The organism is Metabacillus litoralis (assembly GCF_020524045.1).
GTDB lineage: Bacteria > Bacillota > Bacilli > Bacillales > Bacillaceae > Metabacillus > Metabacillus litoralis_C.
Map to the genome: position 1 here is coordinate 33,518 of NZ_JAIVKL010000024.1, position 25,692 is coordinate 59,209.

25 protein-coding genes, 2 tRNA genes and 1 rRNA gene are annotated in these 25,692 nt (G+C 35.0%); all 28 read left to right on the forward strand.

What is annotated here, in order from left to right; genetic code table 11:
* The first annotated feature begins 2 nt into the window (after nucleotides 1-2).
* Nucleotides 3-1,472: a nucleoside triphosphate pyrophosphohydrolase gene (gene mazG, locus LC076_RS21925; RefSeq protein ID WP_226671278.1), complete on the forward strand. Its 1,470-nt coding sequence runs from the start codon at nucleotides 3-5 to the stop codon at nucleotides 1,470-1,472.
* 2 nt (nucleotides 1,473-1,474) lie between these two features.
* On the forward strand, nucleotides 1,475-1,738 hold the full coding sequence (locus tag LC076_RS21930) for an RNA-binding S4 domain-containing protein (RefSeq protein WP_226671279.1): 264 nt from the start codon (nucleotides 1,475-1,477) through the stop codon (nucleotides 1,736-1,738).
* 108 nt (nucleotides 1,739-1,846) lie between these two features.
* The gene (gene yabP, locus LC076_RS21935; protein ID WP_226671280.1) at nucleotides 1,847-2,158 is read left to right on the forward strand and encodes a sporulation protein YabP; all 312 of its coding nucleotides are present in this window, start codon (nucleotides 1,847-1,849) and stop codon (nucleotides 2,156-2,158) included.
* Nucleotides 2,155-2,790 carry a spore cortex biosynthesis protein YabQ gene (gene yabQ, locus LC076_RS21940; protein ID WP_226671281.1) on the forward strand — a complete coding sequence of 212 codons (636 nt, stop codon included), beginning with the start codon at nucleotides 2,155-2,157 and terminating at the stop codon, nucleotides 2,788-2,790. Before yabP ends, yabQ begins: the two co-directional genes overlap by 4 nt.
* Nucleotides 2,791-2,801: 11 nt before the next feature.
* Nucleotides 2,802-3,170 (forward strand): FtsB family cell division protein, encoded by a 369-nt coding sequence (locus tag LC076_RS21945; RefSeq protein WP_226671282.1) that lies wholly within the window; start codon nucleotides 2,802-2,804, stop codon nucleotides 3,168-3,170.
* Nucleotides 3,171-3,260: 90 nt separating this feature from the next.
* Complete coding sequence (locus tag LC076_RS21950) at nucleotides 3,261-3,743, forward strand: S1 domain-containing RNA-binding protein (protein WP_226671283.1); 483 nt, start codon at nucleotides 3,261-3,263, stop codon at nucleotides 3,741-3,743.
* Between the two features lie 338 nt (nucleotides 3,744-4,081).
* A tRNA-Met gene (locus LC076_RS21955) sits at nucleotides 4,082-4,158 on the forward strand.
* Between the two features lie 12 nt (nucleotides 4,159-4,170).
* Nucleotides 4,171-4,242: transfer RNA gene (locus tag LC076_RS21960), tRNA-Glu, on the forward strand.
* Between the two features lie 572 nt (nucleotides 4,243-4,814).
* Nucleotides 4,815-7,286, forward strand: coding sequence for a stage II sporulation protein E (gene spoIIE, locus LC076_RS21965; protein ID WP_226671284.1), 2,472 nt, complete (start codon nucleotides 4,815-4,817; stop codon nucleotides 7,284-7,286).
* 167 nt (nucleotides 7,287-7,453) lie between these two features.
* Nucleotides 7,454-8,191: a vWA domain-containing protein gene (locus tag LC076_RS21970; protein WP_226671285.1), complete on the forward strand. Its 738-nt coding sequence runs from the start codon at nucleotides 7,454-7,456 to the stop codon at nucleotides 8,189-8,191.
* Nucleotides 8,175-9,197: a serine/threonine-protein kinase gene (locus tag LC076_RS21975; protein ID WP_319005578.1), complete on the forward strand. Its 1,023-nt coding sequence runs from the start codon at nucleotides 8,175-8,177 to the stop codon at nucleotides 9,195-9,197. Before LC076_RS21970 ends, LC076_RS21975 begins: the two co-directional genes overlap by 17 nt.
* A 189-nt stretch (nucleotides 9,198-9,386) precedes the next feature.
* Entirely contained in the window at nucleotides 9,387-10,769 is a 1,383-nt protein-coding gene (gene tilS, locus LC076_RS21980; RefSeq protein WP_226671287.1) for a tRNA lysidine(34) synthetase TilS, read from the forward strand.
* Nucleotides 10,770-10,792: 23 nt separating this feature from the next.
* Nucleotides 10,793-11,332, forward strand: coding sequence for a hypoxanthine phosphoribosyltransferase (gene hpt / locus LC076_RS21985; RefSeq protein ID WP_226671288.1), 540 nt, complete (start codon nucleotides 10,793-10,795; stop codon nucleotides 11,330-11,332).
* Between the two features lie 84 nt (nucleotides 11,333-11,416).
* A complete protein-coding gene (ftsH, locus tag LC076_RS21990) occupies nucleotides 11,417-13,345 on the forward strand; it encodes an ATP-dependent zinc metalloprotease FtsH (protein WP_226671289.1) in 1,929 nt (642 codons plus the stop codon).
* 213 nt (nucleotides 13,346-13,558) lie between these two features.
* Nucleotides 13,559-14,326: a type III pantothenate kinase gene (locus LC076_RS21995; RefSeq protein ID WP_226671290.1), complete on the forward strand. Its 768-nt coding sequence runs from the start codon at nucleotides 13,559-13,561 to the stop codon at nucleotides 14,324-14,326.
* 48 nt (nucleotides 14,327-14,374) lie between these two features.
* On the forward strand, nucleotides 14,375-15,250 hold the full coding sequence (gene hslO, locus LC076_RS22000; RefSeq protein ID WP_226671291.1) for an Hsp33 family molecular chaperone HslO: 876 nt from the start codon (nucleotides 14,375-14,377) through the stop codon (nucleotides 15,248-15,250).
* A gap of 30 nt (nucleotides 15,251-15,280) precedes the next feature.
* Nucleotides 15,281-16,192 carry a peptidyl-prolyl cis-trans isomerase gene (locus LC076_RS22005; protein WP_226671292.1) on the forward strand — a complete coding sequence of 304 codons (912 nt, stop codon included), beginning with the start codon at nucleotides 15,281-15,283 and terminating at the stop codon, nucleotides 16,190-16,192.
* Nucleotides 16,193-16,295: 103 nt separating this feature from the next.
* Complete coding sequence (gene cysK, locus LC076_RS22010) at nucleotides 16,296-17,219, forward strand: cysteine synthase A (protein WP_226671293.1); 924 nt, start codon at nucleotides 16,296-16,298, stop codon at nucleotides 17,217-17,219.
* Between the two features lie 292 nt (nucleotides 17,220-17,511).
* Nucleotides 17,512-18,936 carry an anthranilate synthase component I family protein gene (locus LC076_RS22015; RefSeq protein ID WP_226671294.1) on the forward strand — a complete coding sequence of 475 codons (1,425 nt, stop codon included), beginning with the start codon at nucleotides 17,512-17,514 and terminating at the stop codon, nucleotides 18,934-18,936.
* 10 nt (nucleotides 18,937-18,946) lie between these two features.
* A complete protein-coding gene (gene pabA, locus LC076_RS22020) occupies nucleotides 18,947-19,531 on the forward strand; it encodes an aminodeoxychorismate/anthranilate synthase component II (protein ID WP_226671295.1) in 585 nt (194 codons plus the stop codon).
* Nucleotides 19,532-19,535: 4 nt separating this feature from the next.
* Nucleotides 19,536-20,396, forward strand: coding sequence for an aminodeoxychorismate lyase (gene pabC / locus LC076_RS22025; RefSeq protein ID WP_226671296.1), 861 nt, complete (start codon nucleotides 19,536-19,538; stop codon nucleotides 20,394-20,396).
* A 13-nt stretch (nucleotides 20,397-20,409) separates the two neighbouring features.
* Nucleotides 20,410-21,264, forward strand: coding sequence for a dihydropteroate synthase (gene folP / locus LC076_RS22030; RefSeq protein WP_226671297.1), 855 nt, complete (start codon nucleotides 20,410-20,412; stop codon nucleotides 21,262-21,264).
* A complete protein-coding gene (gene folB, locus LC076_RS22035) occupies nucleotides 21,257-21,619 on the forward strand; it encodes a dihydroneopterin aldolase (RefSeq protein WP_226671305.1) in 363 nt (120 codons plus the stop codon). Before folP ends, folB begins: the two co-directional genes overlap by 8 nt.
* Nucleotides 21,616-22,143 carry a 2-amino-4-hydroxy-6-hydroxymethyldihydropteridine diphosphokinase gene (gene folK, locus LC076_RS22040; RefSeq protein WP_226671298.1) on the forward strand — a complete coding sequence of 176 codons (528 nt, stop codon included), beginning with the start codon at nucleotides 21,616-21,618 and terminating at the stop codon, nucleotides 22,141-22,143. Before folB ends, folK begins: the two co-directional genes overlap by 4 nt.
* Complete coding sequence (locus LC076_RS22045; protein ID WP_226671299.1) at nucleotides 22,095-22,298, forward strand: helix-turn-helix domain-containing protein; 204 nt, start codon at nucleotides 22,095-22,097, stop codon at nucleotides 22,296-22,298. The genes folK and LC076_RS22045 overlap by 49 nt, the downstream gene beginning before the upstream one ends.
* Before the next feature lie 196 nt (nucleotides 22,299-22,494).
* On the forward strand, nucleotides 22,495-23,496 hold the full coding sequence (gene dusB / locus LC076_RS22050) for a tRNA dihydrouridine synthase DusB (RefSeq protein ID WP_226671300.1): 1,002 nt from the start codon (nucleotides 22,495-22,497) through the stop codon (nucleotides 23,494-23,496).
* A 91-nt stretch (nucleotides 23,497-23,587) separates the two neighbouring features.
* Nucleotides 23,588-25,087 carry a lysine--tRNA ligase gene (gene lysS, locus LC076_RS22055; RefSeq protein ID WP_226671301.1) on the forward strand — a complete coding sequence of 500 codons (1,500 nt, stop codon included), beginning with the start codon at nucleotides 23,588-23,590 and terminating at the stop codon, nucleotides 25,085-25,087.
* Nucleotides 25,088-25,603: 516 nt separating this feature from the next.
* Nucleotides 25,604-25,692 (forward strand): 16S ribosomal RNA (locus tag LC076_RS22060); the annotation flags it as partial.

The window sequence follows — 25,692 nt, forward strand, 5'->3', positions numbered from 1 at the left end:
AGATGGGTAAAAAAATAACAATTGTTGGCTTAGGGGCTGGAGATTTAAATCAGTTACCTTTTGGTGTCTATCAATTGCTTAAAAACACAAAGAATTTATATTTACGTACTAAAGAACATCCTGTTATAGAGGAATTATCAAAAGAAATAAAATATGAGGCCTTTGATTTAATTTATGAGCAACATAACGATTTTGATGATGTTTATTCAACTATTGCAAGCGTCCTTTTAGAAAAGGCAAATGATGAAGATATCGTATATGCTGTTCCAGGGCATCCTCTAGTTGCTGAGAAAACGGTACAAATCTTATTAACTGAAGGAAGACAAAAGGGCTATACTATTTCAATTGAAGGTGGACAAAGCTTCCTAGATGCAACTTTTCAAGCGCTGGAGGTTGATCCTATTGAAGGTTTCCAGCTTGTTGATGCCTTTGGGTTACAAAGTGCTAAACTTCAGTTAAGAGGCCATGTCGTCATTACACAAGTGTATGATCAAATGATAGCATCTGACGTTAAATTAACCTTAATGGAACAGTTACCAGATGATTATAAGATTAAGATCGTGACAGCAGCTGGAAGTAGTTCACAAATCATAAAAGAAGTAGAGTTATTTGAACTAGATCGTGAGACAACAGTAAATAATTTAACAAGTGTTTATGTCCCTCCCGTAAAAAATGGAGAGTTGCTCAACCATCAGTTTGATTCGCTACGAAATGTGATTGCTGAATTACGTGGTCCAAATGGGTGTCCTTGGGATAAAGAGCAGACACACTCATCACTAAAAAAGTATCTAATTGAAGAGTGCTATGAGTTAATTGAAGCGATCGAAAAAGATGATATTGACCATATCGTTGAAGAACTTGGGGATGTTTTATTACAAGTTGTTCTACATGCACAAATTGGTGAAGACGAAGGAATGTTTTCTATTGATGATGTGATTAAAGGAATAGCAGAGAAGATGATTCGCAGACATCCACATGTATTTGGACAACTTACTGTTTCTGATACAGAGGAAGTACTGTCAAATTGGGATGAAATAAAAAGGGCTGAAAAGGAAGATAGAAATGAGACATCAATTCTCGATTCAGTAGCCAAAACGTTACCTGCTCTCTCGAAAGCTTTTCATCTACAAAAAAAAGCAGCAAAGATAGGATTTGACTGGCCTTCTGTTGATGGGGCATGGTTAAAAGTAAAAGAGGAAATAAAAGAACTTGAAGTTGAATTTGCAAAGAACCAAGATAACCCCTTACTGCTAAAGGAATATGGTGATGTGCTTTTTGCTCTTGTTAATGTAGGTAGACACTATAAACTAGAACCAGAGGAAGCGTTAACTTCTACAAATATAAAGTTTTATGATCGTTTCCATTATATTGAAAAAAAAGCAATAGAAAATAAAAAGCAGCTTCATGATCTGTCTTTAGAAGAAATGGATAATTATTGGAATGAAGCAAAGAAAATAGAAAAAGAGGGCTGAATATGAGATTAGATAAATTTTTAAAAGTATCGAGAATCATTAAAAGAAGAACTTTAGCGAAAGAAATTGCCGATCAAGGAAGAATTAGTATTAATGGTACTCCAGGAAAAGCAAGTTCAAATGTAAAAGTTGGGGATGAGCTTTTGATTCGTTTTGGTCAGAAATTAGTGACTGTAAAGATTGAAGACCTAAAAGAGACGACAAGGAAAGAAGAAGCAACAAATCTTTATCAAATTCTTAAAGAAGAAAGATTAAATGAGGAATAAGTTCTCATCGTAATCTGTCTTTCCTTTTCATAGAGGCTTGTTCTAAACCGTATTACTTTTACATAAACATGTAAAAGAAAATCCTTTATTAGAATGCGGGGGTAGAACATGAATCAATACTATGATAATAATTCGTCTGTGCATAAAGGCACTGTTCAGGAACATGATGTGATCATGAGAGGCAGAAAATTATTGGAAATTACAGGTGTAAAGCAAGTTGAAAGTTTTGATAATGAAGAATTCTTATTAGACACTGTTATGGGTGCTTTAGCTATCAGGGGTCAAAACTTGCAAATGAAAAATTTAGATGTTGATAAAGGTATTGTCTCAATTAAAGGGAGCAGGATTTATGATCTTATCTATTTAGATGAGCAGCACGCGGAGAAAGCTAAAGGACTCTTTAGCAAGTTATTTAAATGAGTTTAACAACGCAGTTTTATACAATGCTTGCAATGTTTGGGATGGGAAGTTGGGTTGGGGCAGCTCTAGATACATATGGTCGCTTTTTAAAGCGGCCATTAAGAGCTAGATGGGTTGTATTTATCAATGACTTACTGTTCTGGATCATGCAAGGCTTGATCCTATTTTACCTGTTGTTGCTCGTAAATGAAGGTGAACTAAGAGTCTATATATTTCTAGCTGTATTATGTGGGTATGCTGCTTATCAAAGTCTTTTAAAGACAATCTATTTGCGTATTCTTGATCAATCAATAAAGACAAGCATTAGTATATATCGCATTGTCATCAATATTGGCCAAGCAATAATAATTAAACCTATCGTGTTATTATTTCAGTTAACTATCACTATTTTATTAGGAATTTTAAAATTTCTTTGGAGTTTAACAAAATGGGCTTTCCAAATCCTTTATTCTTTCGTTAAAATAATAGTAGCGCCATTTTGGCTAATAGTAAAACTTTTGTGGAAACTTATTCCGATGGGTATTCGGCAGTTTATCATAAAGAATATCAGTAAATTAGCAGGAATTAACAAAAAGATAAAGAATATAACTATTAATATAAAATTATGGTGGCAACGGATAAAGAAGAGGTAAGGAGGAAAAACATGAGTCTCGAAAGATCGAAGAAAATAACCGAACTACAATCACAATATATGATGCAGCAGGAGAGACAGCAACAAATATCGAAAAGACGCAAAAGAGGCTTATTTAGAAGGCTCGTAATGTTTGGGATTTTAGCTATTATCTCTTCTGCCATTATGCTAACCACCATTTTAAGTCAGTCAAATGCTATTGATGAAAAGCTAGAAAAAAAGCAACAGCTTAGTGAGGAAATAACGAGTTTGCAAAAAGAAGAGAAGATTTTAAGGGAAGAAATTGTTAAACTTAATGATGATGAGTATATTGCAAAAATTGCAAGAAGAGACTATTTTTTATCAGATGATAACGAGATCATCTTTAATATAAAAGAGTAGCCTTGTTGACACTCGATTTTTTATTTATGTATAATAAGATATAATGGATTTGAATGATTTTTTATTTGTTTAAGGAGGAGCATTATTTTTATGTCGATAGAAGTTGGCAGCAAGTTACAGGGTAAGGTGACGGGCATTACAAATTTTGGAGCATTTGTTGAACTTCCAGGAGGTTCTACAGGTCTCGTACACATCAGTGAAGTTGCCGATAATTATGTGAAGGATATTAATGATCACTTAAAAGTCGGAGACGAAGTTACAGTTAAAGTTATAAATGTTGAAAACGATGGTAAAATTGGTTTGTCAATAAAAAAAGCAATTGACCGTCCAGAGCGCCCAGAACGTCCAGAACGTCCAGATCGTCCGAGAAGCACAGATCGTCCAAGAAATACAGATCGCCCAAGAGGTGGTTCAGATCGTTCAAGACCAAGAGGAAATGAATTCCGTAGCAATCCAAAAGAAAACTTTGAACAAAAAATGAGTCGTTTCTTAAAGGATAGTGAGGATCGTTTATCTTCATTGAAGCGAAATACTGAATCAAAACGCGGTGGTCGCGGAGCAAAAAGAGGATAGCTTGCTGCTTTCATATACATGTTACTTAGAGGAAAACATCTTTTATCGATGTTTTCCTTTTTGGTTTTTAAAAAGTATGAAATAGGCACTTAGTTTCTGTGCCTAGCTCAAAGCTTATCATTGAAGCTCATAAGATTATTAGGAATGATTAAAAAAAATTCTCTACATCAAATGGCTGCCTGGAGGGGTAATCAAAACTTTACCGTATTTCACAAACAGTTTTATTCGGATTAAACATTTATATTTTTAAATATGTATTGACGAATCTGTCTATCGATTGTATTATATTTCTTGTGCCTTAGAAAGGCATTCTGGAATATTAAAGTTATTTTAATTATGGCGGTGTAGCTCAGCTGGCTAGAGCGTACGGTTCATACCCGTGAGGTCGTGGGTTCGACTCCCTCCGCCGCTACCATAATTTAATCATGGCCCGTTGGTCAAGCGGTTAAGACACCGCCCTTTCACGGCGGTAACACGGGTTCGAATCCCGTACGGGTCATAGAAAAAACTAGTTGCTTAGCAACTAGTTTTTTTATTGAGCTTTTTTAAGTGAACTTTATTGTTATTAGAATCCTGATGGACACAACACTGTATAAAATCTAGTGGCATCGTTTCTTCTAGAAAGTATATTTATGAGGAAGAAAACTCTTTCAGAAAAGAGCGTTAATTAAATATGAATTTTTTATGTGTCTAGTTCTAGCAATAGCAATTAGCGGATCTGAGGCTTAACAAGACACACATGTTGTTCCTATCATATGTAACTTTATGTTAATACCTTTCCAAGTTGTTTTATTCCTCTTGTAGTGGCTCAAACTATGCATTTTTTTAATTCATCTCTACTGACCAATCATCTTACCGCTTGTTGTGATGAACAAAGTGTTATTGCTTTTCTAACATGTTTCTCAATATTTTGACGTATGTTTTAAGAAAAGGTTCAGATCTATTAGATATTTGTCGCTTTCTTCAAAAACAGTCGAACTGTTTTTCATTTAAGCTACCTTCTTTTGACAAAATCCTTTTTATTCCTTCGATATAATTACAAGCAATATGAACTAAGTGGGGGAATGAAAAATGGAAAAAGTAGAAAGAAGGTTAATGGAACCAATTTCTGATTTTGGCATGCAAAAAACCCATCAAGTGTTTAATCGGTTTTTTCAAAAAATTTCATCGAGATTACAGCTTTTCCTCTTACATAAAGGACTTGTATATGCTTTGATCGGATTTTTATTAGGACGAGCTATTATTTTATCGGAGGTTCTACCATTTGCGCTTCCTTTTTTTGGAGCCGTTCTGTTAATGAAGCGGGACAAGGCGTTACTCTCGAGTTTGTCATTAATTGCTGGGGGAATGACACTTTCTTTTGAAGTCTCACTTCTTATTACAGTTTCCATCATATTATTTATCTTATTAAATCGGGTTGCATCAACATTTTTTAAAGATCCTGTGAAGATATTGCCCTTTGTTATTTTAAGTTCGGTAGCTCTGACGAGAATTGGTTATTCTTATATGATCAAATCATCTTTAACAATATATGATTATATGATGGCAGGTATAGAGTCAGGCTTGTCCTTTATTTTAACGTTGATTTTTTTACAAAGTATTCCATTGATATCAGCTCGTAAATATAAACAATCATTAAAAATTGAAGAGATCATCTGCATTATGATCCTACTAGCTTCTGTTATGACTGGTCTTGTTGGTGTATCTTTTCAGAATCTTCAATTAGAACATATTTTTTCACGATATATTGTTTTGTTGTTTGCTTTTATTGGTGGATCAAGTATTGGATGTACAGTTGGTGTAGTGACAGGGTTAATTCTGAGTTTAGCGAATGTAGGAAATTTATATCACATGAGCTTACTTGCTTTTTCAGGACTTTTAGGAGGACTTCTAAGAGAAGGACAAAAGCTTGGGACAGCCATTGGACTGTTAGTAGGTTCTGTTCTCATCTCTCTTTATGGACAAGGTTCATCAGACTTAATGACAACACTGATTGAATCCATGATTGCCATTGTATTATTTTTGTTAACTCCTAAGGCGATAACAGGTAGATTGGCTAAACATATACCAGGTACAAGCGAACATGCACAAGAACAACAACAATATGTTAGAAAAATTCGCGATGTTACAGCACATCGTGTTGATCAATTTTCACAGGTTTTTCACGCTTTGTCAGAAAGCTTTGCTACATTTTATGATAAAGACGAAACGAATGAAGAACAACGTGAAACAGATTTGTTTTTAAGTAGCATTACTGAAAGTACTTGTCAGCATTGTTTTAAGAAGGAAAAATGCTGGGTAGAGAACTTTGATAAAACATATGATTTAATGCAGAATATTATGCATGAAAATAGACAAAATACGTATCAAAATAATATGAAATTAAAGAAGGAATTTGATCGTCATTGTTCAAAATCTGCAAAAGTAGAAGAAGCTATTGAACAAGAAATTAATTATTTTCAAGCAAACCAGAAATTAAAGAAAGAAGTCCAAGAAAGCAGAAGACTTGTTGCTGAACAATTGTTAGGTGTTTCAAATGTAATGGAGGATCTTTCGAGAGAGATCAAAAGAGAGAGAGAAAATCATTTTGTTCAAGAAGAACAAATTTTAGATGCATTACAAAACTTTGGGATTGAAATTGTTAATGTTGAAATTTATAGTCTTGAGCAAGGAAGTGTGGATATAGAAATGAGTATTCCATACTGCAATGGACATGGAGAATGTGAAAAAATAATTGCTCCAATGCTTTCTGATATTTTAGAGGAATCGATAATCGTGAAAACAGAGGAGTGTGCTAATTACCCAAACGGATACTGCCATGTTTCATTCGGATCAGCCAAAAAATATCGCATTGAAACAGGTGTTGCACATGCTGCTAAAGGTGGAGGTTTGGTTTCTGGTGATAGCTATTCAATGATTGAGTTGGGTCTTGGTAAATATGCAGTCGCTATTAGTGATGGTATGGGGAATGGGGTTCGAGCACATTTTGAAAGCAATGAAACGATCAAACTACTTCAAAAAATCCTTCAGTCTGGTATTGAGGAAAAGGTAGCAATTAAAACAATCAATTCAATATTATCCTTAAGAACAACAGATGAAATATTTTCAACGCTAGATCTAGCGATTGTTGATTTGCAGGATGGCCAAAGTAAATTTTTGAAAATAGGATCAACACCAAGCTTTGTTAAGCGTGGAGACAAGATAATAAAAATTCAAGCTAGTAATTTACCAATGGGAATTATTGATGACTTTGACGTAGATGTAGTTGGTGAAAAGTTAAAGGCTGGAGATCTTCTAATCATGATGAGTGATGGTATTTTTGAAGGACCTAAACATGTGGAAAATTATGATTTATGGATGAAACGTAAAATTAGTGAAATCAAAACAGAAGATCCACAGGAAGTAGCAGACATAATTATGGAAGAAGTGATTAGAACAAGATCTGGAAAAATTGAAGATGATATGACAGTTGTTGTATCAGCCATTGAACATAATACACCTAAATGGGCTAGTATTCCTGTTTCTTCAAAGAAAATAGGATAAATCAATAAACACGTATAAATTACCCTCCTTTTGGAGATAAATGATAATAATTTACAAGCATGATGCTTACTAGTAAGAATTTATTAAAAAACTATTTTTGTTGATTATCGTTTATGACAAAGGGAAAGCAAGGAGATTTATAGATCTCTATAGGAGGGTAATTAAGTATGGAGAAGGGTCATTTAAAACAAATCTTATTAATTACTGATGGGTACTCAAATCAAGGGGAAGATCCAATCGCGATGGCGGCATTGGCTCAAGAGCAAGGAATAACTGTTAATGTAATAGGGATAATGGAAGAAAATGTGATAGATCAAGAATCGATGAGAGAAATTGAAGGCATTGCCATGTCAGGTGGTGGAGTTCACCAAATCGTTTATGCTCACCAACTTTCACAAACAGTTCAGCATGTTACAAGAAAAGCTATGACACAAACTCTTCAAGGTGTTGTTAATAAAGAACTACAGCAAATTCTTGGGAAGAGTACTTCTTTGGAAGAATTACCTCCAGAAAAACGTGGTGAAGTAATGGAGGTTGTTGATGAACTAGGAGAAACGGTAAGTATGGAAATACTTATATTAGTTGATACAAGTGCTAGTATGAAACCAAAACTACCAACTGTTAAAGAATCTCTTTTAGATCTTTCAATCAGTCTTAATTCAAGAATGGGTAAGAATTTATTTTCTGTATCAGTATTTCCTGGGAAAAAGAGCGAAGTTGAGAAGGTGCTGGATTGGACACCTAAGCTTGAATCATTATCTTCTATTTTTCCAAAGTTAACTACAGGGGGTATTACTCCAACAGGACCAGCAATAAGGGAAGCCATTCAGCATTTTAAAAAGAAGCGCTCTTTAAAGAATTTATTAAGAAATGAAGAAGAGTACTATGATGAATCAGGCATGTAATTTTTCCCCTGGTTCACGAATTATTGGTAAATGGAATGGAGAAAGCTATACAATTGTAAAGCTCCTTGGCCAAGGTGCAACTGGAAATGTTTATTTAGCTGATAGTGGTCGTGGGAAGGTTGCCATGAAACTTAGTGAAAACAGTATGGCAATTACGTCTGAGGTAAATGTGTTAAAGCATTTTTCGAAGGTCCAAGGTACTTCTCTTGGGCCTTCTTTGTTAGATGTTGATGATTGGAAATCTGGCTCTCAGAAGATGATTTCATTTTATGTTATGGAATACATTCAAGGAAAGAACTTTCTCGATTTTATCAGTGAAAGAGGGCTAGAGTGGACAGATGTCTTAGTATTACAGCTTCTATCTAATTTAGAAGTGCTTCATCAACAAGGGTGGGTCTTTGGTGATCTTAAACCGGATAATCTAATTATTTCTGGTCCACCACCTAAAATAAGATGTATAGATGTAGGTGGAACAACACAACAAGGACGATCAATCAAGGAATTTACCGAATTCTTTGATCGTGGGTATTGGGGTTTGGGTTCAAGAAGAGCAGAACCAACATATGACTTATTCTCGGTTGCAATGATTATCATAAATGCAGCTTATCCTAAGCGCTTTTCTAGAAAAAGTGATGGAGATGGAAAAAATCAGTTGTTAACCATCATTCAACAACACCCTTTTTTACTTAAACATAGAGAGGTTTTGAGAAAGGCAATATTGGGGAATTATATAAGTGCGAACGAAATGAAATCGGACTTTATTGAATTATTGTCAGAAAAAACGAAGCAGCCCGCACAAAAGCAACAAACGTACAAGACGAAGGTGCCTAAGCAAAGTAGCACAACAAACACAAGTAACAAGCAAAAGGTACAATCTAGTCAAACTAGAAAGCAAGTAAAGATAAAGAAAAAACGAAAAAAGTCCAGTGGCTTTGTAGAGACACTTATTATATTAATAAGTGTGTGTGTAATTTATTCTTTATATGTATATCACGTTTTATTATAAATTTTTTGCTTTAATTCCTTGTCTTTCTAAATTTGTTGTAAGCTTAGAAACATTAAGAGGATAAAAAACAAAATTTCTCATGGGTAAAGTTTGATTAATCTGTGAACTGTTGCTTCACCTTTGTTGTTCAATATAAATTAGTGGTAGGATAGAGGTATGTTATAACAATAGTCAAAAGAGGGGAAAGAATTGAGAGATGTTTATACCCTTATAAAGAAAAAGAAACTACTAGAAGAAGGTTCAACAGTTGTTGTAGGTGTTTCAGGTGGCCCTGACTCATTGGCTTTATTACATATGCTATATCGATTGCAAGAAAAAATGAATATCAAAATAGTAGCTGCACATATCGATCATATGTTCAGAGGTGATGAATCAAAAAATGAAATGGATTTTGTTATAAGGTTTTGCCAAGAACATAACATTGTTTCAGAAGCAAAACAAGTTGATGTAAGCTCTTATGCAATTAAGAACAAAAAAAGCACACAAGTAGCTGCAAGAGAATGTAGATATCAGTTTTACCAAGAGATATTAGATAAGCATGAATCAAAATTTTTGGCTCTAGGACATCATGGTGATGATCAAGTAGAAACAATCTTAATGAGATTAGTTCGTGGTAGTACAGGGGATTCACTGGCAGGGATGAAAGTGAAGAGACCTTTCCATAATGGAGTGATTATTAGACCTTTACTAACTCTTACAAAAGAACAGATTCTTTTATATTGTGAAGAGAATAAGTTAAATCCTAGATTTGATCCTAGTAATGAAAAAACAGATTATACGAGAAACCGCTTTAGAAAATATGTTTTACCTTTTTTGAAGAAGGAAAATCCGCAAGTACATGAGAAATTTCATCAATTTAGTGAAACCTTTATAGAGGATGAAACGTATTTACAGGTATTAACTCAGCAACAAATGAATAAAGTAGTCAAAAGACAAGAATTGTCGGCTGTGGAAATTGATATCAAAAGGTTTTTAAACCTACCTTTGCCTTTACAAAGAAGAGGGATTCAACTAATATTAAACTATCTATATGTAAATATTCCATCTTCCCTTTCTTCTATACATATTGAGAGCTTGCAGGCTTTGCTCTCACAAGATCATCCATCAGGTTCACTTGATTACCCAGGCGGGCTTAAGGTGATTAAATCATATAACACCTGTTTGTTTACTTTTGAGCATAGTGAATTGGAGACATACCGTTTTGAATTAGAAATCCCCTCTAGTATTGCCCTTCCAAATGGTTTTGTCATTTCGTGTAAGGTAACTAGGGATGCTCCCAAACATATAAAAGGGAATAACACATTTATAATGAGTTATGAAGCGGTAACAAAACCTCTTATCATTCGATCAAGGGAACAGGGAGATAAAATGAAATTGAAAGGCATGAATGGAAGGAAAAAGGTAAAAGATATATTTATTGATGAAAAAATACCATTACATAGCCGACATTCATGGCCAATAGTAGAAGATGGGAATGGAAATATCCTTTGGGTTCCTGGCTTGAAAAAATCAATATATGAAGACGAAGGAATTCATAAGGGTGAATTTGTCATATTACAATTAATGGTTTAAATCTTCTAGGGGGCACACTTTTAATGAGACAAGATATTGAAGAAATTTTAGTTTCAACAGAACAAATTAATGAAAAGGTTAAAGAGTTAGGTAAGACTTTAACTGAAGAGTATCAAGATCGCTTTCCTCTTGCGATTGGTGTTCTAAAGGGTGCAATGCCATTTATGGGTGACCTTTTAAAGAACATTGATACATATTTAGAAATGGACTTTATGGATGTTTCTAGCTATGGTACATCTACCGTTTCTTCTGGGGAAGTGAAAATTCTTAAAGATTTGGATACTTCTGTAGAAGGTAGGGATATCTTAATTATTGAGGATATCATCGATAGTGGTTTAACACTAAGTTATTTAGTGAAGTTATTCCGTTATCGTAAAGCAAAATCGATTAAAATTGTCACATTGCTAGACAAACCAACAGGAAGAAAGGCTGATATCCAAGCAGATTATGTTGGATTTGAAGTTCCTGATGCATTTGTTGTTGGTTATGGATTGGATTACATTGAGAAATATCGTAATCTTCCTTATATTGGTGTACTAAAACCAGAGATTTATCAAAAGTAATCTCTATAGCTAATTTGTTGTGTTACCATGATTTTCTATGATACTATTTAAAATAGTCGTGTTTACTGTGGGAGGAGGTAAGGAATGAATCGGATCTTCCGTAATACCATATTTTATTTACTAATATTTTTAGTCATCATTGGGGTTGTTAGCTTCTTTACAGGTGCTAATCCTAAAACGGAGCAAATCACTTACAATCAGTTCATTTCTGACTTAGATAATGGGAATGTAACAAAGATGACGGTCCAGCCAGTTCGAGGTGTATTTGAAGTTCGAGGTAAAATGAAAGGTTATGCAGAAGATGAGACCTTTTTGACATACATACCAACTGAACAAGGGCTAAATCGTGTTGATCAGGCAGCTGCAAATGTGAAAGAATTAGATGTAGCTCCAGCAGAAGAAACAAGTGGATGGGTGACTTTCTTTACGTCAATCATTCCATTCGTTATCATCTTTATTTTATTCTTCTTCTTACTTAACCAAGCTCAAGGCGGCGGTGGAGGCCGTGTTATGAATTTTGGTAAAAGTAAAGCTAAGCTTTACAGTGAGGAAAAGAAAAAGGTTAAATTTAATGATGTAGCAGGTGCTGATGAAGAAAAGCAAGAGCTTGTCGAGGTTGTTGAATTCTTAAAAGATCCTCGTAAGTTTGCTGAATTAGGTGCAAGAATTCCTAAAGGTGTCTTACTAGTTGGACCTCCAGGTACTGGTAAAACTTTACTTGCGAGAGCTGTAGCTGGTGAAGCAGGAGTACCTTTCTTCTCAATCAGTGGATCTGATTTCGTTGAGATGTTTGTCGGAGTCGGTGCCTCACGTGTTCGTGATTTATTCGAGAATGCGAAAAAGAACGCTCCATGTATTATCTTTATTGATGAAATTGATGCCGTTGGTAGACAACGTGGCGCAGGTTTAGGTGGAGGACACGATGAACGTGAACAAACTCTTAACCAATTACTTGTAGAGATGGATGGTTTTGGTGCAAACGAAGGTATTATTATCGTTGCTGCTACAAATAGACCAGACATTCTTGATCCAGCTTTACTACGTCCAGGACGTTTTGATCGCCAAATTACAGTTGATCGTCCAGATGTAAATGGACGTGAAGCGGTACTACAAGTACATGCTCGTAACAAACCTTTAGATGAATCTGTTGATTTAAAAGCTATTGCAGCTCGTACTCCAGGTTTCTCTGGTGCAGATTTAGAAAACTTATTGAATGAAGCAGCACTTGTTGCAGCTAGACAAGATAAGAAGAAGATTGATAACACTGACCTTGATGAGGCGACAGACCGTGTGATTGCAGGTCCAGCGAAGAAAAGTCGTGTTATTTCTAAGAAAGAACGAAATATTGTTGCCTATCATGAAGCAGGCCATGTGATTATCGGTGTTATTTTAGATGAAGCTGATATGGTGCATAAGGTAACGATTGTACCTCGTGGTCAAGCTGGTGGTTACGCAGTAATGCTTCCTAAAGAAGATCGTTACTTTATGACAAAACCAGAGTTACTTGATAAAATTACAGGTTTACTTGGTGGTCGTGTAGCAGAGGAAATTGTCTTTGGTGAAGCAAGTACTGGAGCTCATAATGACTTCCAAAGAGCAACTGGAATTGCAAGAAAAATGGTTACTGAATACGGTATGAGTGAAAAGCTTGGACCATTACAATTCGGTCAAGCACAAGGTGGTCAAGTGTTCTTAGGCCGTGACATCCATAATGAGCAAAACTATAGTGATGCCATTGCTCATGAAATCGATATGGAAATTCAACGCTTTATTAAAGAAAGCTATGAACGTGCACGTACGATCATAACTGAAAATCGTGAGAAGCTAGAATTAATAGCTCAAACGTTATTAGATGTTGAAACACTTGATGCAGCGCAAATTGCTAGCCTTGTTGAAAAAGGTAAGCTTCCGGAAAGACCTGTAATCATTGAAAGCAAAAATGATGAACAATCTGAAGATGTTAAAGTTAATATTCAGTCTAAAAAAGAAGAAGACTCTTCAGAAAAAGAATAATTTAAAAAAGGTCGGTGATTTCCATATAAATCATCGACCTTTTTTGTATCTTAAAGTTCCGTAGGATTGTCAAAATCATAAGAGCTTTGCATTTATCTTAGTCTAAAATTGGCTTAGCAGTTTTCTAGGGTAGGGTAATATTGGAACTTTATGATAAAATGAAGTGGTATGGAAATACATACAAAAAAGAACAATAATAAAGTGGTGATCCTTATGATTCTTGTATTGGACGTTGGTAATACAAATACCGTATTAGGGGTATATGAAAATGATGCTTTGAAACATCATTGGAGAATAGAGACAAGCAGAAATAAAACAGAAGATGAGTTTGGAATAGTTATTAAAAATCTATTTGAACATGTTAATCTTGCTTTTGATAAGATAGATGGCATTATTATCTCATCTGTTGTTCCACCAATTATGTTTGCGCTAGAAAGAATGTGTGTTAAATATTTTGCTATTAAACCACTAGTGGTTGGCCCAGGAATTAAAACTGGACTAAATATTAAATATGAAAATCCACGAGAAGTTGGAGCGGATCGGATTGTTAATGCTGTGGCAGGTATTCAAGATTATGGAAGTCCACTCATAATTGTCGATTTTGGAACGGCAACTACCTACTGTTACATTAATGAGGACAAGCAATATATGGGTGGTGCCATTGCTCCAGGGATTAATATCTCAACAGAGGCCCTTTATTCAAGAGCAGCTAAATTACCAAGAATAGAAATTTCTAGACCAGATCATATTATTGGAAAGAATACAGTTAGTGCGATGCAGGCTGGAATTTTATTTGGTTATGTAGGTCAGGTAGAGGGAATTGTTAAGAGAATGAAAGACCATTCAAATCATGTTCCAAAAGTTATCGCAACAGGTGGTTTAGCAAGTTTAATTGCGAAAGAATCAGATAGTATTGATATTGTTGATCCATTTTTAACATTAAGAGGATTACAACTTATCTATGAAAGAAACAGTAATTGATATAGATGATGCTTCATTATCAACGGGCTTGGAAGGAGATTAAACAACATGGATTATTTAATAAAAGCACTCGCATATAATGATCAAGTTAGAGCCTATGCAACAAGAACAACAGATACAGTGGGTGAGGCTCAAAGAAGACATCAAACATGGCCAACAGCATCTGCAGCTTTAGGGCGCTCAATGACAGCGGGTGTTATGCTAGGTTCGATGCTTAAGGGTGATGCAAAGTTAACAATAAAAATTGATGGTGGGGGTCCATTAGGTCCTATCCTTGTAGATAGTAATTCTAAAGGTGAGGTAAGAGGATATGTTACAAATCCTCAAACACATTTTGATTTAAATAATAAAGGAAAGCTTAATGTAGCTAGAGCAGTAGGTACAGAAGGGAATTTGACTGTTGTAAAAGATCTAGGCTTGAAGGAACACTTTTCTGGACAAGTACCTATTGTTTCTGGTGAGTTAGGGGAAGATTTTACATATTATTTAGTTACTTCTGAACAAATCCCTTCTTCAGTTGGTGTAGGAGTATTAGTTAATCCAGATAATACAATATTGGCTTCAGGTGGATTTATCATTCAATTGTTACCTGGTGCTGAAGAGGAGACTATTACAAAAATCGAACAAAGGTTAAGCACAATTGAACCAATCTCAAGGTTAATTCAACGAGGCTTAACTCCTGAGGAAATATTAGAGGAAGTCCTTGGTAAGGGAAATGTAAGAATCTTAGAAAAGCAACCTATTCAATTTAAATGTCAATGCTCGAAAGAACGTATTGAGAAAGCGATTGTTAGCCTTGGGACAGATGAAATTCAGGCGATGATTGATGAAGATGGTCAAGCGGAAGCACAGTGCCATTTTTGTAATGAGCTATATCACCTTAATAGAGAAGATCTAGAAGAATTAAAGAGAGCAGCGGAATAGTCATTTTGCTATTTGTGGGAGTTGGAAGAGTTGGATCGTAATAAAACGCTTTGGATTATTATTTTTAGCTTACTTATAACTAATATTGTAACAATTGGTTACTTTTCTTTAACAGATCAAGACCAAGGCCAAGGAGCTATTCCTGTATCGAGTGTGGAGCAAAACAATGAAGTGATAGCTACTATTGGAGAAAAGACAATCACTAGAGAACAATGGATGAATAAGTTGGAAGAACAATTCGGAAAAGAAACATTGAGGGAATTAGTTAACTTTCATGTAGTAGAAGAACTTGCAAATAAATATGAGATCACTGTTTCTGACGAAGTAATCCAACGAGAATTAGCTGTCTATAAATCAATGTATAACTCTTTAGATGAAGAGCAATTCGGTAATGAGCAAAACTGGGAACAACAAATTCGTTATAGTATTTTACTTGAAGAGCTATTAACACGTGATGTATCTGTTTCAGAAGAAGAGATAAAGAAGTTCTACGAAAGTAATAAAGAGTTATATGATATAGATGAGACCTTCCACTTATCTCATATTATTGTGAAAACAGAAAAAGAAGCAAATATGGTTATTAAAGAACTAAATGGTGGATCAAATTTTGAAGCTCTAGCTTTAGAAGTATCAACTGATGAATTCACAGCAAACCAAGGTGGAGATATAGGGTTTATATCGACGAACAATGAATATGTACCAAGTGCTTATCTAGAAGAAGCACCGAAACTGAAAGTGGGAGAATGGAGTGGCGCTATTAAAGTTGACACAGGTTATGCTGTCATTATGCTTCATGAAAAGATAGAAGGTAAAGATTATGCCTATGAAGACGTGAAAAACCAAATTCGTAGACAAATCGCCCTAGAGCAGATGGAAGGTTCTGTTACTGTTGACCCATTGTGGGATGAATTAGGAGTTACTTGGTTCTATGAAAATAAGTAAGAAAAATAAGTCAATAGAAGTAAAATGTTTTGACAATTAAGAAAAGAATTGCTATATTACTTATAAATCCAATAAAATTACTCGGGATAGAGGGGGAAATTAGATGGCACGCGTAGCAAATTCTATACATGAACTAATCGGGGAAACTCCTATTGTAAAATTAAACAGACTTGTTGATGACAACAGTGCAGACGTATACTTAAAGCTTGAATTTATGAATCCAGGAAGCAGTGTTAAAGATCGTATCGGTCTTGCGATGATTGAAGCTGCTGAACAAAAAGGTGATTTAAAGCCTGGTGATACAATTATTGAACCAACTAGTGGTAACACAGGAATTGGTTTAGCGATGGTTGCTGCAGCTAAAGGAATTAAGGCAATCTTAGTTATGCCTGATACAATGAGTATGGAGCGTAGAAACCTTCTTCGTGCATACGGTGCTGAACTAGTCCTTACACCTGGTGCTGAGGGAATGGGTGGAGCAATTCGTAAAGCTGAGGAGCTTTCTAAAGAACATGGTTACTTTATGCCTCAACAATTTAAAAATGAAGCAAATCCAGAGGTTCACCGTTTGACAACTGGTAAAGAGATTGTTTCTCAAATGGGTGATCAATTAGACGCATTCATATCTGGTATTGGTACTGGTGGTACAATTACTGGAGCAGGATCAGTTTTAAAAGAAAACTATTCAGACATTAAGATTTATGCAGTAGAACCTACAGATTCACCAGTTCTTTCTGGTGGTAAGCCAGGTCCTCATAAAATCCAAGGAATTGGTGCAGGTTTTGTTCCAGACATCCTTAATACAAATGTCTATGATGAAGTAATTACGGTAAAAAATGAAGAAGCATTTGATACAGCTAGAAGAGCTGCTAAAGAAGAGGGAATCCTTGGAGGGATTTCATCAGGTGCAGCAATCTTTGCAGCACTGAAGGTAGCAAAAGAGCTTGGAAAAGGTAAAAAAGTACTTGCTGTTATTCCAAGTAATGGTGAGCGTTACTTAAGTACTCCACTTTATCAATTTGATTGATTTTAATACAAGAGAAAGAGGTTTGACTTTTGTCAGCCTCTTTTTTTATGGCTCTTTTCTGAACGATTGTTGCTATGTGACCAATTTTGGAGTGAGAAAGAGTTTTTTCACTATAAGGGTACTAGACATAATACAGTGTGGATTGCTTCGGGTATTTAAAATTGTGAAAACAGCCTTTTTTATACAAAAAGTTTAAAACTTTGTATTTTCTTGCTGTAAAAAGTAAATTATTATGTTATCTTCATCACATTTATGTAAAATGGTAGTAAGAGTTTTAAAGGAGAGATAACAGATGCAGCAAAGAAGGACTTCGTTAAGCATACAGTTTGACTATGAAGGTGACTTTTTTGATCAATATAAATATCTAACACAGCATGAAAAAGAACATGCCTTCTTAGAAAGTGCTCGCGGAGGAAGGTATAGTATAGCAGGAATTAAACCATTTGCATCTGTTAGAGGCAAAGGTGAGGTGCTTTCTATTACAGATAGAGAAGGCATCACTCAAATGATCGGAAAACCACTGGATCTTTTTAGAGATTGGTTTAAGCAATACTATACAAAACCAGACCCGGATTTACCTGATTTTCAAGGTGGAGCAATCGGATTTATTAGCTATGATTGTGTTAGGCATTTTGAAAAACTACCTATTGTGGCAGAAGATGATTTGGATACTCCAGATTTGTACTTCCTACTTTTTGATGATGTTGCTGTATATGATCACCAACATTCAAAGTTGTGGCTTATAACTCATTACTATGATGAACAAGACCAGGATTTAAAAGAGGCAAATCAGAGATTGCAAATAATGAAGAAAAATTGGACAGAGAATAACAAGGGTGAAAGTTTATTAAAAGATAATCCTGTTATACCTAAACATAAAACGCCAATTACTTTCTCTAAAGAGGCCTTCAAAAAGGCTGTTGAAACAATTAAAGAATATATCTCTCAGGGCGATGTATTTCAAGTAAATCTTTCGGTAAGACAGCATTTTCCGTTAGAGAATACACCTGTAACAATCTATGAAACGTTACGAAAAATTAATCCATCACCATACATGGCTTACTTGCATTTTCCAGAATTCCAAATTGTCAGTGGTTCACCAGAGCTGTTAGTAAAAAAGCAAGGTGATCTTGTTAGTACTCGTCCGATTGCCGGTACAAGATCTAGAGGTAGGAATGAAGAAGAAGATAAAGAGTTAGCAAACGAGTTAATACAAAATGAAAAAGAACGAGCAGAGCACGTTATGCTTGTTGATCTTGAACGTAATGATCTAGGTCGAGTTTGTGAATATGGAACAGTACATGTTAATGAATTTATGGTGATTGAAAAGTACTCCCATGTGATGCATATTGTTTCAAATGTTCAAGGGAAATTAAAAAATGAAGCAAATTATTCAGATATTATCAAAGCGACCTTTCCAGGTGGTACAATAACAGGAGCACCAAAAGTAAGGACGATGGAAATCATCGAAGAATTAGAACCATCAAGACGAGGGATCTATACAGGATCAATAGGTTGGATTGGGTTTGATGAAAATATGGAGCTAAATATAGTTATTCGTACTTTGTTTGCCAAAGATGGTTATGGGTATGTTCAATCTGGTGCTGGAATCGTTATTGATTCTAATCCGGATTATGAATATAAAGAGTCCTTAAAGAAAGCAAGGGCTTTAGTTAAAGCAATTGAGTTGAGTAAAGAAGAGAAAATTTCAGGCTGAGGTGAGTATAGTGATTTTAATGATTGATAATTATGATTCCTTTACGTTTAATTTAGTTCAGTATTTAGGTGAGCTTGGCGAAGAGTTGATGGTAAAAAGAAATGATGAGATAACTATTTCAGAAATTGAGCAGTTAAACCCGCAATTTCTAATGATATCACCTGGACCATGTAGTCCAAATGAAGCAGGTATTAGCATGGAAGCGATTGAATACTTTGCAGGTAAGATTCCAATTTTTGGTGTGTGTCTTGGTCATCAATCGATTGCACAGGTTTTTGGCGGAGATGTTATACGTGCCGAACGATTGATGCATGGAAAAACATCGCAAATTAATCATAATGGTGAGACAATCTTTAAAAACATGGAAAACCCATTTACTGCAACGAGATATCACTCACTTATTGTAAAAAATGAAACGCTACCTGACTGTTTAGAAGTAACTGCATGGACAGATGAGAATGAGATTATGGCTATTCGTCATAAGACATTGCCGATCGAAGGAGTTCAATTTCATCCTGAGTCAATTATGACTTCTTTTGGAAAAGAATTATTAAAGAACTTCATTGACCGGTACAAATTAGTAGAAAAGAGCTAAATCTGTGTATATATATATAAATCAACAATTTATAAAAGATACTGAAGCCACGATTTCTCCATTTGATCATGGCTTTCTTTATGGATTAGGTGCATTTGAAACTTTTAGAGTTTATAAGGGCTTTCCTTTTCTCCTGGAAGACCATCTAATACGGCTTCAATCAGCAGTTGATGAAATGGGGATTAGTTATCATATCGATAGTGAAGAAATTAAAAATATCCTCGAACAATTATTAAGGCTTAATCAATGCACAAATGAGGATGTAACAGTCCGTTTAAATATCTCAGCAGGAAACGGAGAGGTAGGTAAACTACTTCAAACATATGATAAGCCAAATCTTCTTTGTTTCATTAGAAAAGCCCCACCTTTAAATAAAGAGGAAAAAGATACTGTTCTCCTTGATATACCAAGAAATACACCAGAAGGACCATATCGATTAAAGTCTCATCATTATTTAAATAATATTTTAGCAAAAAGAGAAATTCAGAAAACACCTGAAAAAGAGGGGGTATTTTTAACAGCTGAAGGATATGTTGCTGAAGGTATAATATCAAACATATTTTGGGTTAGTCATCAGGCTGTTTACACCCCAGCGGTTGAAACAGGAATATTAAATGGAATTACGAGACAGTTTGTTATAAAGTGTTTGAGAAAACTTGATGTTCCTGTAAATGAAGGGTTTTATACAAAAGAGCAGTTGCTAGAAGCAGATGAAGTCATCCTTACAAATTCTTCGCAAGAGATCTTAGCAGTGAAAAAAGTTAATGATTATGTTTTTAACGGTAATGATGGCATAATTGTAAAAAAGTTAAGAGGCTTGTATGATCATTATAGGAAAACACTATTAAGTAAAGATGAGTTATAAAGGGCTGATTAGAATGAAACTTAAGGCTGACAAGCGGCATTATATAAATTGTGGTGAATATTCACTTGATGTTGAAAAAAAGACATTAGTGATGGGAATCTTAAATATAACACCGGACTCTTTCTCTGATGGTGGAAATTATATAGATCTTGATTTAGCTATTTATCATGCAAAAGAAATGGTTAAAAATGGTGCAGATATAATAGATATTGGCGGAGAATCGACTAGACCAGGATTTAAGCCAGTTTCAGTTGATGAAGAATTAGCAAGAGTAGTCCCTGTTATAAACAAGTTATCAAATGAATTAGATGTTCCAATATCTATTGATACGTATAAAGCAGAGGTTGCGAAACAAGCAATTGAAGCAGGTGCTTCAATTATAAATGATGTTTGGGGAGCGAAGGCTGATCCCGAAATGGCAAATATAGCAGCAAAGTATCATGTGCCAATTATCCTCATGCATAACCGTCATGATCGAAACTATGATCAAATCATCCCAGATATGATTGCTGACTTGCTAGAATCTGTTACTATTGTGAAAAATGCTGGAGTAACAGATGATCAAATCATTTTAGATCCTGGTATCGGCTTTGCTAAAACAATAAATGATAATTTACATGTTATGAGAAATTTAGATGCATTCACTCAGTTGGGATATCCAGTTCTTTTAGGAACATCTAGAAAATCATTCATTGGAAATGTTTTAGATTTACCACCAAATGAGCGGATGGAAGGTACCGGAGCTACCATATGTTTAGGTATCGAAAAAGGCTGTCATATTATTAGAGTTCACGACGTGTTAGAGATGTCAAGAATGGCTAAAATGATGGATGCTATGCTAGGGAAAGGGGATGAAAGTCATCGATAAAATTTTTGTAGAAGGTATGGAATTTTACGGATATCACGGTGTTTTCAAAGAAGAGAACAAATTAGGGCAACGCTTTAGAGTTGATCTAACAGTGGAATTAGACCTGAAGAAAGCCGGAGAACAGGATGAATTAGACCAAACAATTAATTATGCATCACTTTATAAATGTTGTAAAAATATTGTTGAAGGTAAACCGTATAAGTTGGTTGAAGCGGTGGCTGAAAATATTGCTCAGACTGTTTTAGCAGATTTCACATCTATTCAAAATTGTACAGTTAAGGTCATTAAACCAGATCCCCCAATTCCAGGGCATTATAAAGAAGTGGCTGTAGAGATTAAAAGGGGAAGATCATGAAAAATGAAGTTTATATAGCACTTGGTTCAAATATTGGGGATAGAGAGAAATATCTAATGAATGCCATTATAAAGATTAATCAGCATCCTTCTATTTGTTTGGTAGATATTTCCTCCATTTATGAAACAGATCCAATTGGTTATACAGATCAAGCGCAATTTTTAAATATGGTGATCAAAGCAAATGTTGAATTATCAGCAGTTGAGTTGCTTTTTGCTTTGCAGAAGATAGAAAAGGAATTAAATCGAAAACGTGAAGTGAAATGGGGGCCGAGAACTTTAGACCTTGACATTTTACTATTTAATCATGAGAATATTGAAACAGAAGAACTAATTGTTCCTCATCCAAGAATGCATGAAAGAGCGTTTGTTTTAGTTCCGTTATATGAATTAGACCAAACGATGAAATTAGCTACTATAGATCAACCAATTAAAACAATCATAGATCAATTACATGATAAAGAAGGAGTACGAATATGGAAGCAGAAAAATGGGGTAGACGTATTCGCGCTTTTAGAAAATTAAAGGGCTTTACCCAAGAGAGTTTTGCAAAAGATCTTGGTGTGTCTGTTTCTGTATTAGGAGAAATAGAAAGAGGCAATCGTGAACCCAATGAACAATTTATAAAAGAGGTAGCGAAAGCTCTTAATGTGTCGATCGAAGAGCTAACTCCTAATTAGCTTAATGTTGATTTTAAACAGTCTGTTGATTGGGAATATATTACTCTGGAGTTGTTCCTTTTAGAAAAATAGTTTTATTGAAAGACGGTAGTTGGACTTCTTCTATATTTTCTCGCGGAAAGCGATGTTTGTAACGGAAACAACATCCATTTTTAACTGAGCCAATTAATCAAGAGAAGAAAAGGAGGGTGAAAATATGTTTAAAATTGGTGATATTGAATTAAAGAATAGAGTTGTATTAGCGCCAATGGCAGGAGTGTGTAATGCTGCCTTCCGTTTAACAGTTAAAGAATTTGGTGCAGGTCTAGTGTGTGCCGAGATGGTTAGTGATAAGGCGATTTTAATTAACAATGCAAAAACTATGGGCATGCTTTATATTGATGAACGAGAAAAACCTTTGAGCCTACAAATCTTTGGTGGAGAAAAAAATACGTTAGTTGAAGCTGCTAGTTTTGTTGATAAAAATACGACAGCTGATATTATTGATATTAATATGGGATGTCCTGTACCGAAAATTACAAAATGTGATGCAGGTGCAAAATGGCTATTAGATCCAAATAAGATATATGATATGGTTTCTGCTGTTGTAGAGGCAGTTGATAAACCTGTAACAGTTAAAATGCGTATGGGTTGGGATGACGATCATATTTATGCTGTAAAAAACGCACAAGCAATTGAACGTGCGGGTGGAAAGGCTGTTGCACTTCACGGTCGTACGCGTGTTCAAATGTATGAAGGTACAGCAAATTGGGATATCATTAAAGAAGTTAAGGAATCTGTGAATATACCTGTAATAGGTAACGGAGATGTCACTACACCTGAAGATGCAAAGCGTATGCTTGATGAAACAGGTGTTGATGGAGTTATGATCGGTCGTGCAGCATTAGGAAATCCATGGATGATTTATCGTACAGTAAAGTATTTAGAAACTGGTGAATTAATGGATGAACCAGGTGTTCGTGAAAAGATGGAAGTTTGTAAACTGCATTTAGATCGTTTAATACAGCTTAAGAATGAAAATATCGCTGTTAGAGAAATGAGAAAGCATGCTGCGTGGTACGTAAAGGGTATCAGAGGTAATGCAAAAGTAAGAAATGGAATTAACTTAATGAACACAAGAGATGAATTTTTTACTCTATTAGATGAATTTGTATTAGAAATAGAAGCTAAACAAGAGAGTGCTAGTCAAGTCGGTTAAATGAACGACTAACTTACCATATAGCTGTAAAACTGCCAGAAGCGATGGCAGTTTTCTGCTAATAATTTTGCAATTGAATAGGAGTGCTATTATGAGTCAAGAAGAAATGAATCAAGAAGAATTAAGTGATCAAATAAAAGTAAGAAGAGAGAAATTACATAGTTTACGTGATAAAGGTTTAGATCCATTTGGAAAGCGATTTGAAAGAACTCATCAAACGGCTGAGATCATTTCTGCTTTTGATGAAATTGAAAAAGAAGAGCTAGATGAAAAAGAGATATCAGTAACAATAGCGGGCCGTATTATGACAAAGCGAGGCAAAGGAAAAGCTGGTTTTGCACATATTCAGGATTTAGCTGGCCAAATTCAAATTTATGTACGTAAAGATGCTATCGGTGAAGAAGCATACGAAATATTTAATACAGCAGATTTAGGGGATATCGTAGGTGTGACTGGTGATGTATTTAAAACGAAAGTAGGGGAACTTTCTGTTAAGGTGAAATCTTTTGAACTATTAACAAAGTCTCTTCGCCCATTACCAGATAAGTTCCACGGCTTAAAAGATATCGAACAACGTTATCGCCAAAGATATGTAGATTTAATTATGAGTCAAGAAAGTAAGAATACGTTTATTACTCGTAGTAAAATTATTCAATCCATGCGACGTTACTTAGATGCTCAAGGCTACTTAGAGGTTGAAACGCCGACTATGCATTCTATTCCTGGTGGTGCATCAGCACGTCCGTTTATTACTCATCATAATGCATTAGACATGCCTCTTTATATGCGTATAGCTATTGAGCTTCATTTAAAGAGACTAATCGTAGGTGGATTAGAAAAAGTATATGAAATCGGTCGTGTGTTTAGGAATGAAGGTATATCTACGCGTCATAATCCTGAATTCACAATGATTGAGCTATATGAAGCATATGCTGATTATCAAGACATTATGGCACTAACTGAAAATGTAATTGCGCACATTGCAAAAGAAGTGTTAGGTACAACAACAGTTCAATATGGTGATTATGAAGTTAACCTTGAACCAAAGTGGACAAGACTTCATATGGTAGACGCGATCAAAGAATACACAGGTGCTGACTTCTGGAAGGAAATGAGTGTTGAAGAAGCGCGTAATCTTGCTAAAGAGCATAATGTTGAGATTAATGAACATATGCAGTATGGCCATATCGTAAATGAATTCTTTGAGCAAAAAGTTGAAGAGAAACTAATACAACCCACATTTATTTATGGTCATCCAGTTGAGATTTCTCCTCTAGCTAAGAAAAATGATGAGGATTCACGTTTTACTGATCGATTTGAACTTTTCATTGTAGCTAGAGAGCATGCGAATGCTTTTACAGAATTAAATGATCCAATTGATCAAAAAGAAAGATTTGAATCACAACTAAAAGAAAGAGAACAAGGAAATGATGAAGCACATATGATGGATGAAGACTTCATTGAAGCATTGGAATATGGTATGCCTCCAACAGGTGGTTTAGGAATTGGTATTGATCGATTAGTTATGTTATTAACAAATTCGCCTTCAATCCGTGATGTGTTACTTTTCCCTCAGATGAGACATCGTTAAAAAAAGAAACCCTTACTGGAAATAGTAAGGGTTTCTTTATTGAGAGATAAGAAAGTATAAAAATCTTTCCTCAGGTTTAGTGTCTATCTCTAAGGGGGGTAATAACCCCCTTTTTTCTAGGACATAATTCTAATAGGTAATAGGAAATGAATGGAGAGAGCACCTTCTATTCCTTTTAGATTAAGCATATCTCCGTTAATTGGTCGCCTAGCAATTTTTTAGTTTTCCGTCATGATAATTTTTATAAAAGTTTTTCTGAAAAAGTTCTTGCTTAAGTATTAACGTGATGGTATATTAGAATACGTTGCTGCAAAACAGACAACAATGATCTTAAAAACAACTTAAAAAAACTTCTTGACTATAAGATGTTGAGTTTGATATACTAATAAAGTTGTTTCAAACAAATGATCTTTGAAAACTAAACAAAACCAAGCGTGCCAACGTTAATTTCGATTAACAAGACGTACTATATAATAGTACAAAACAAAACAAACTATGAGCAAGTCAAACACTACTTTATTGGAGAGTTTGATCCTGGCTCAGGACGAACGCTGGCGGCGTGCCTAATACATGCAAGTCGAGCGAATTGATGGGAGCTTGCTCCC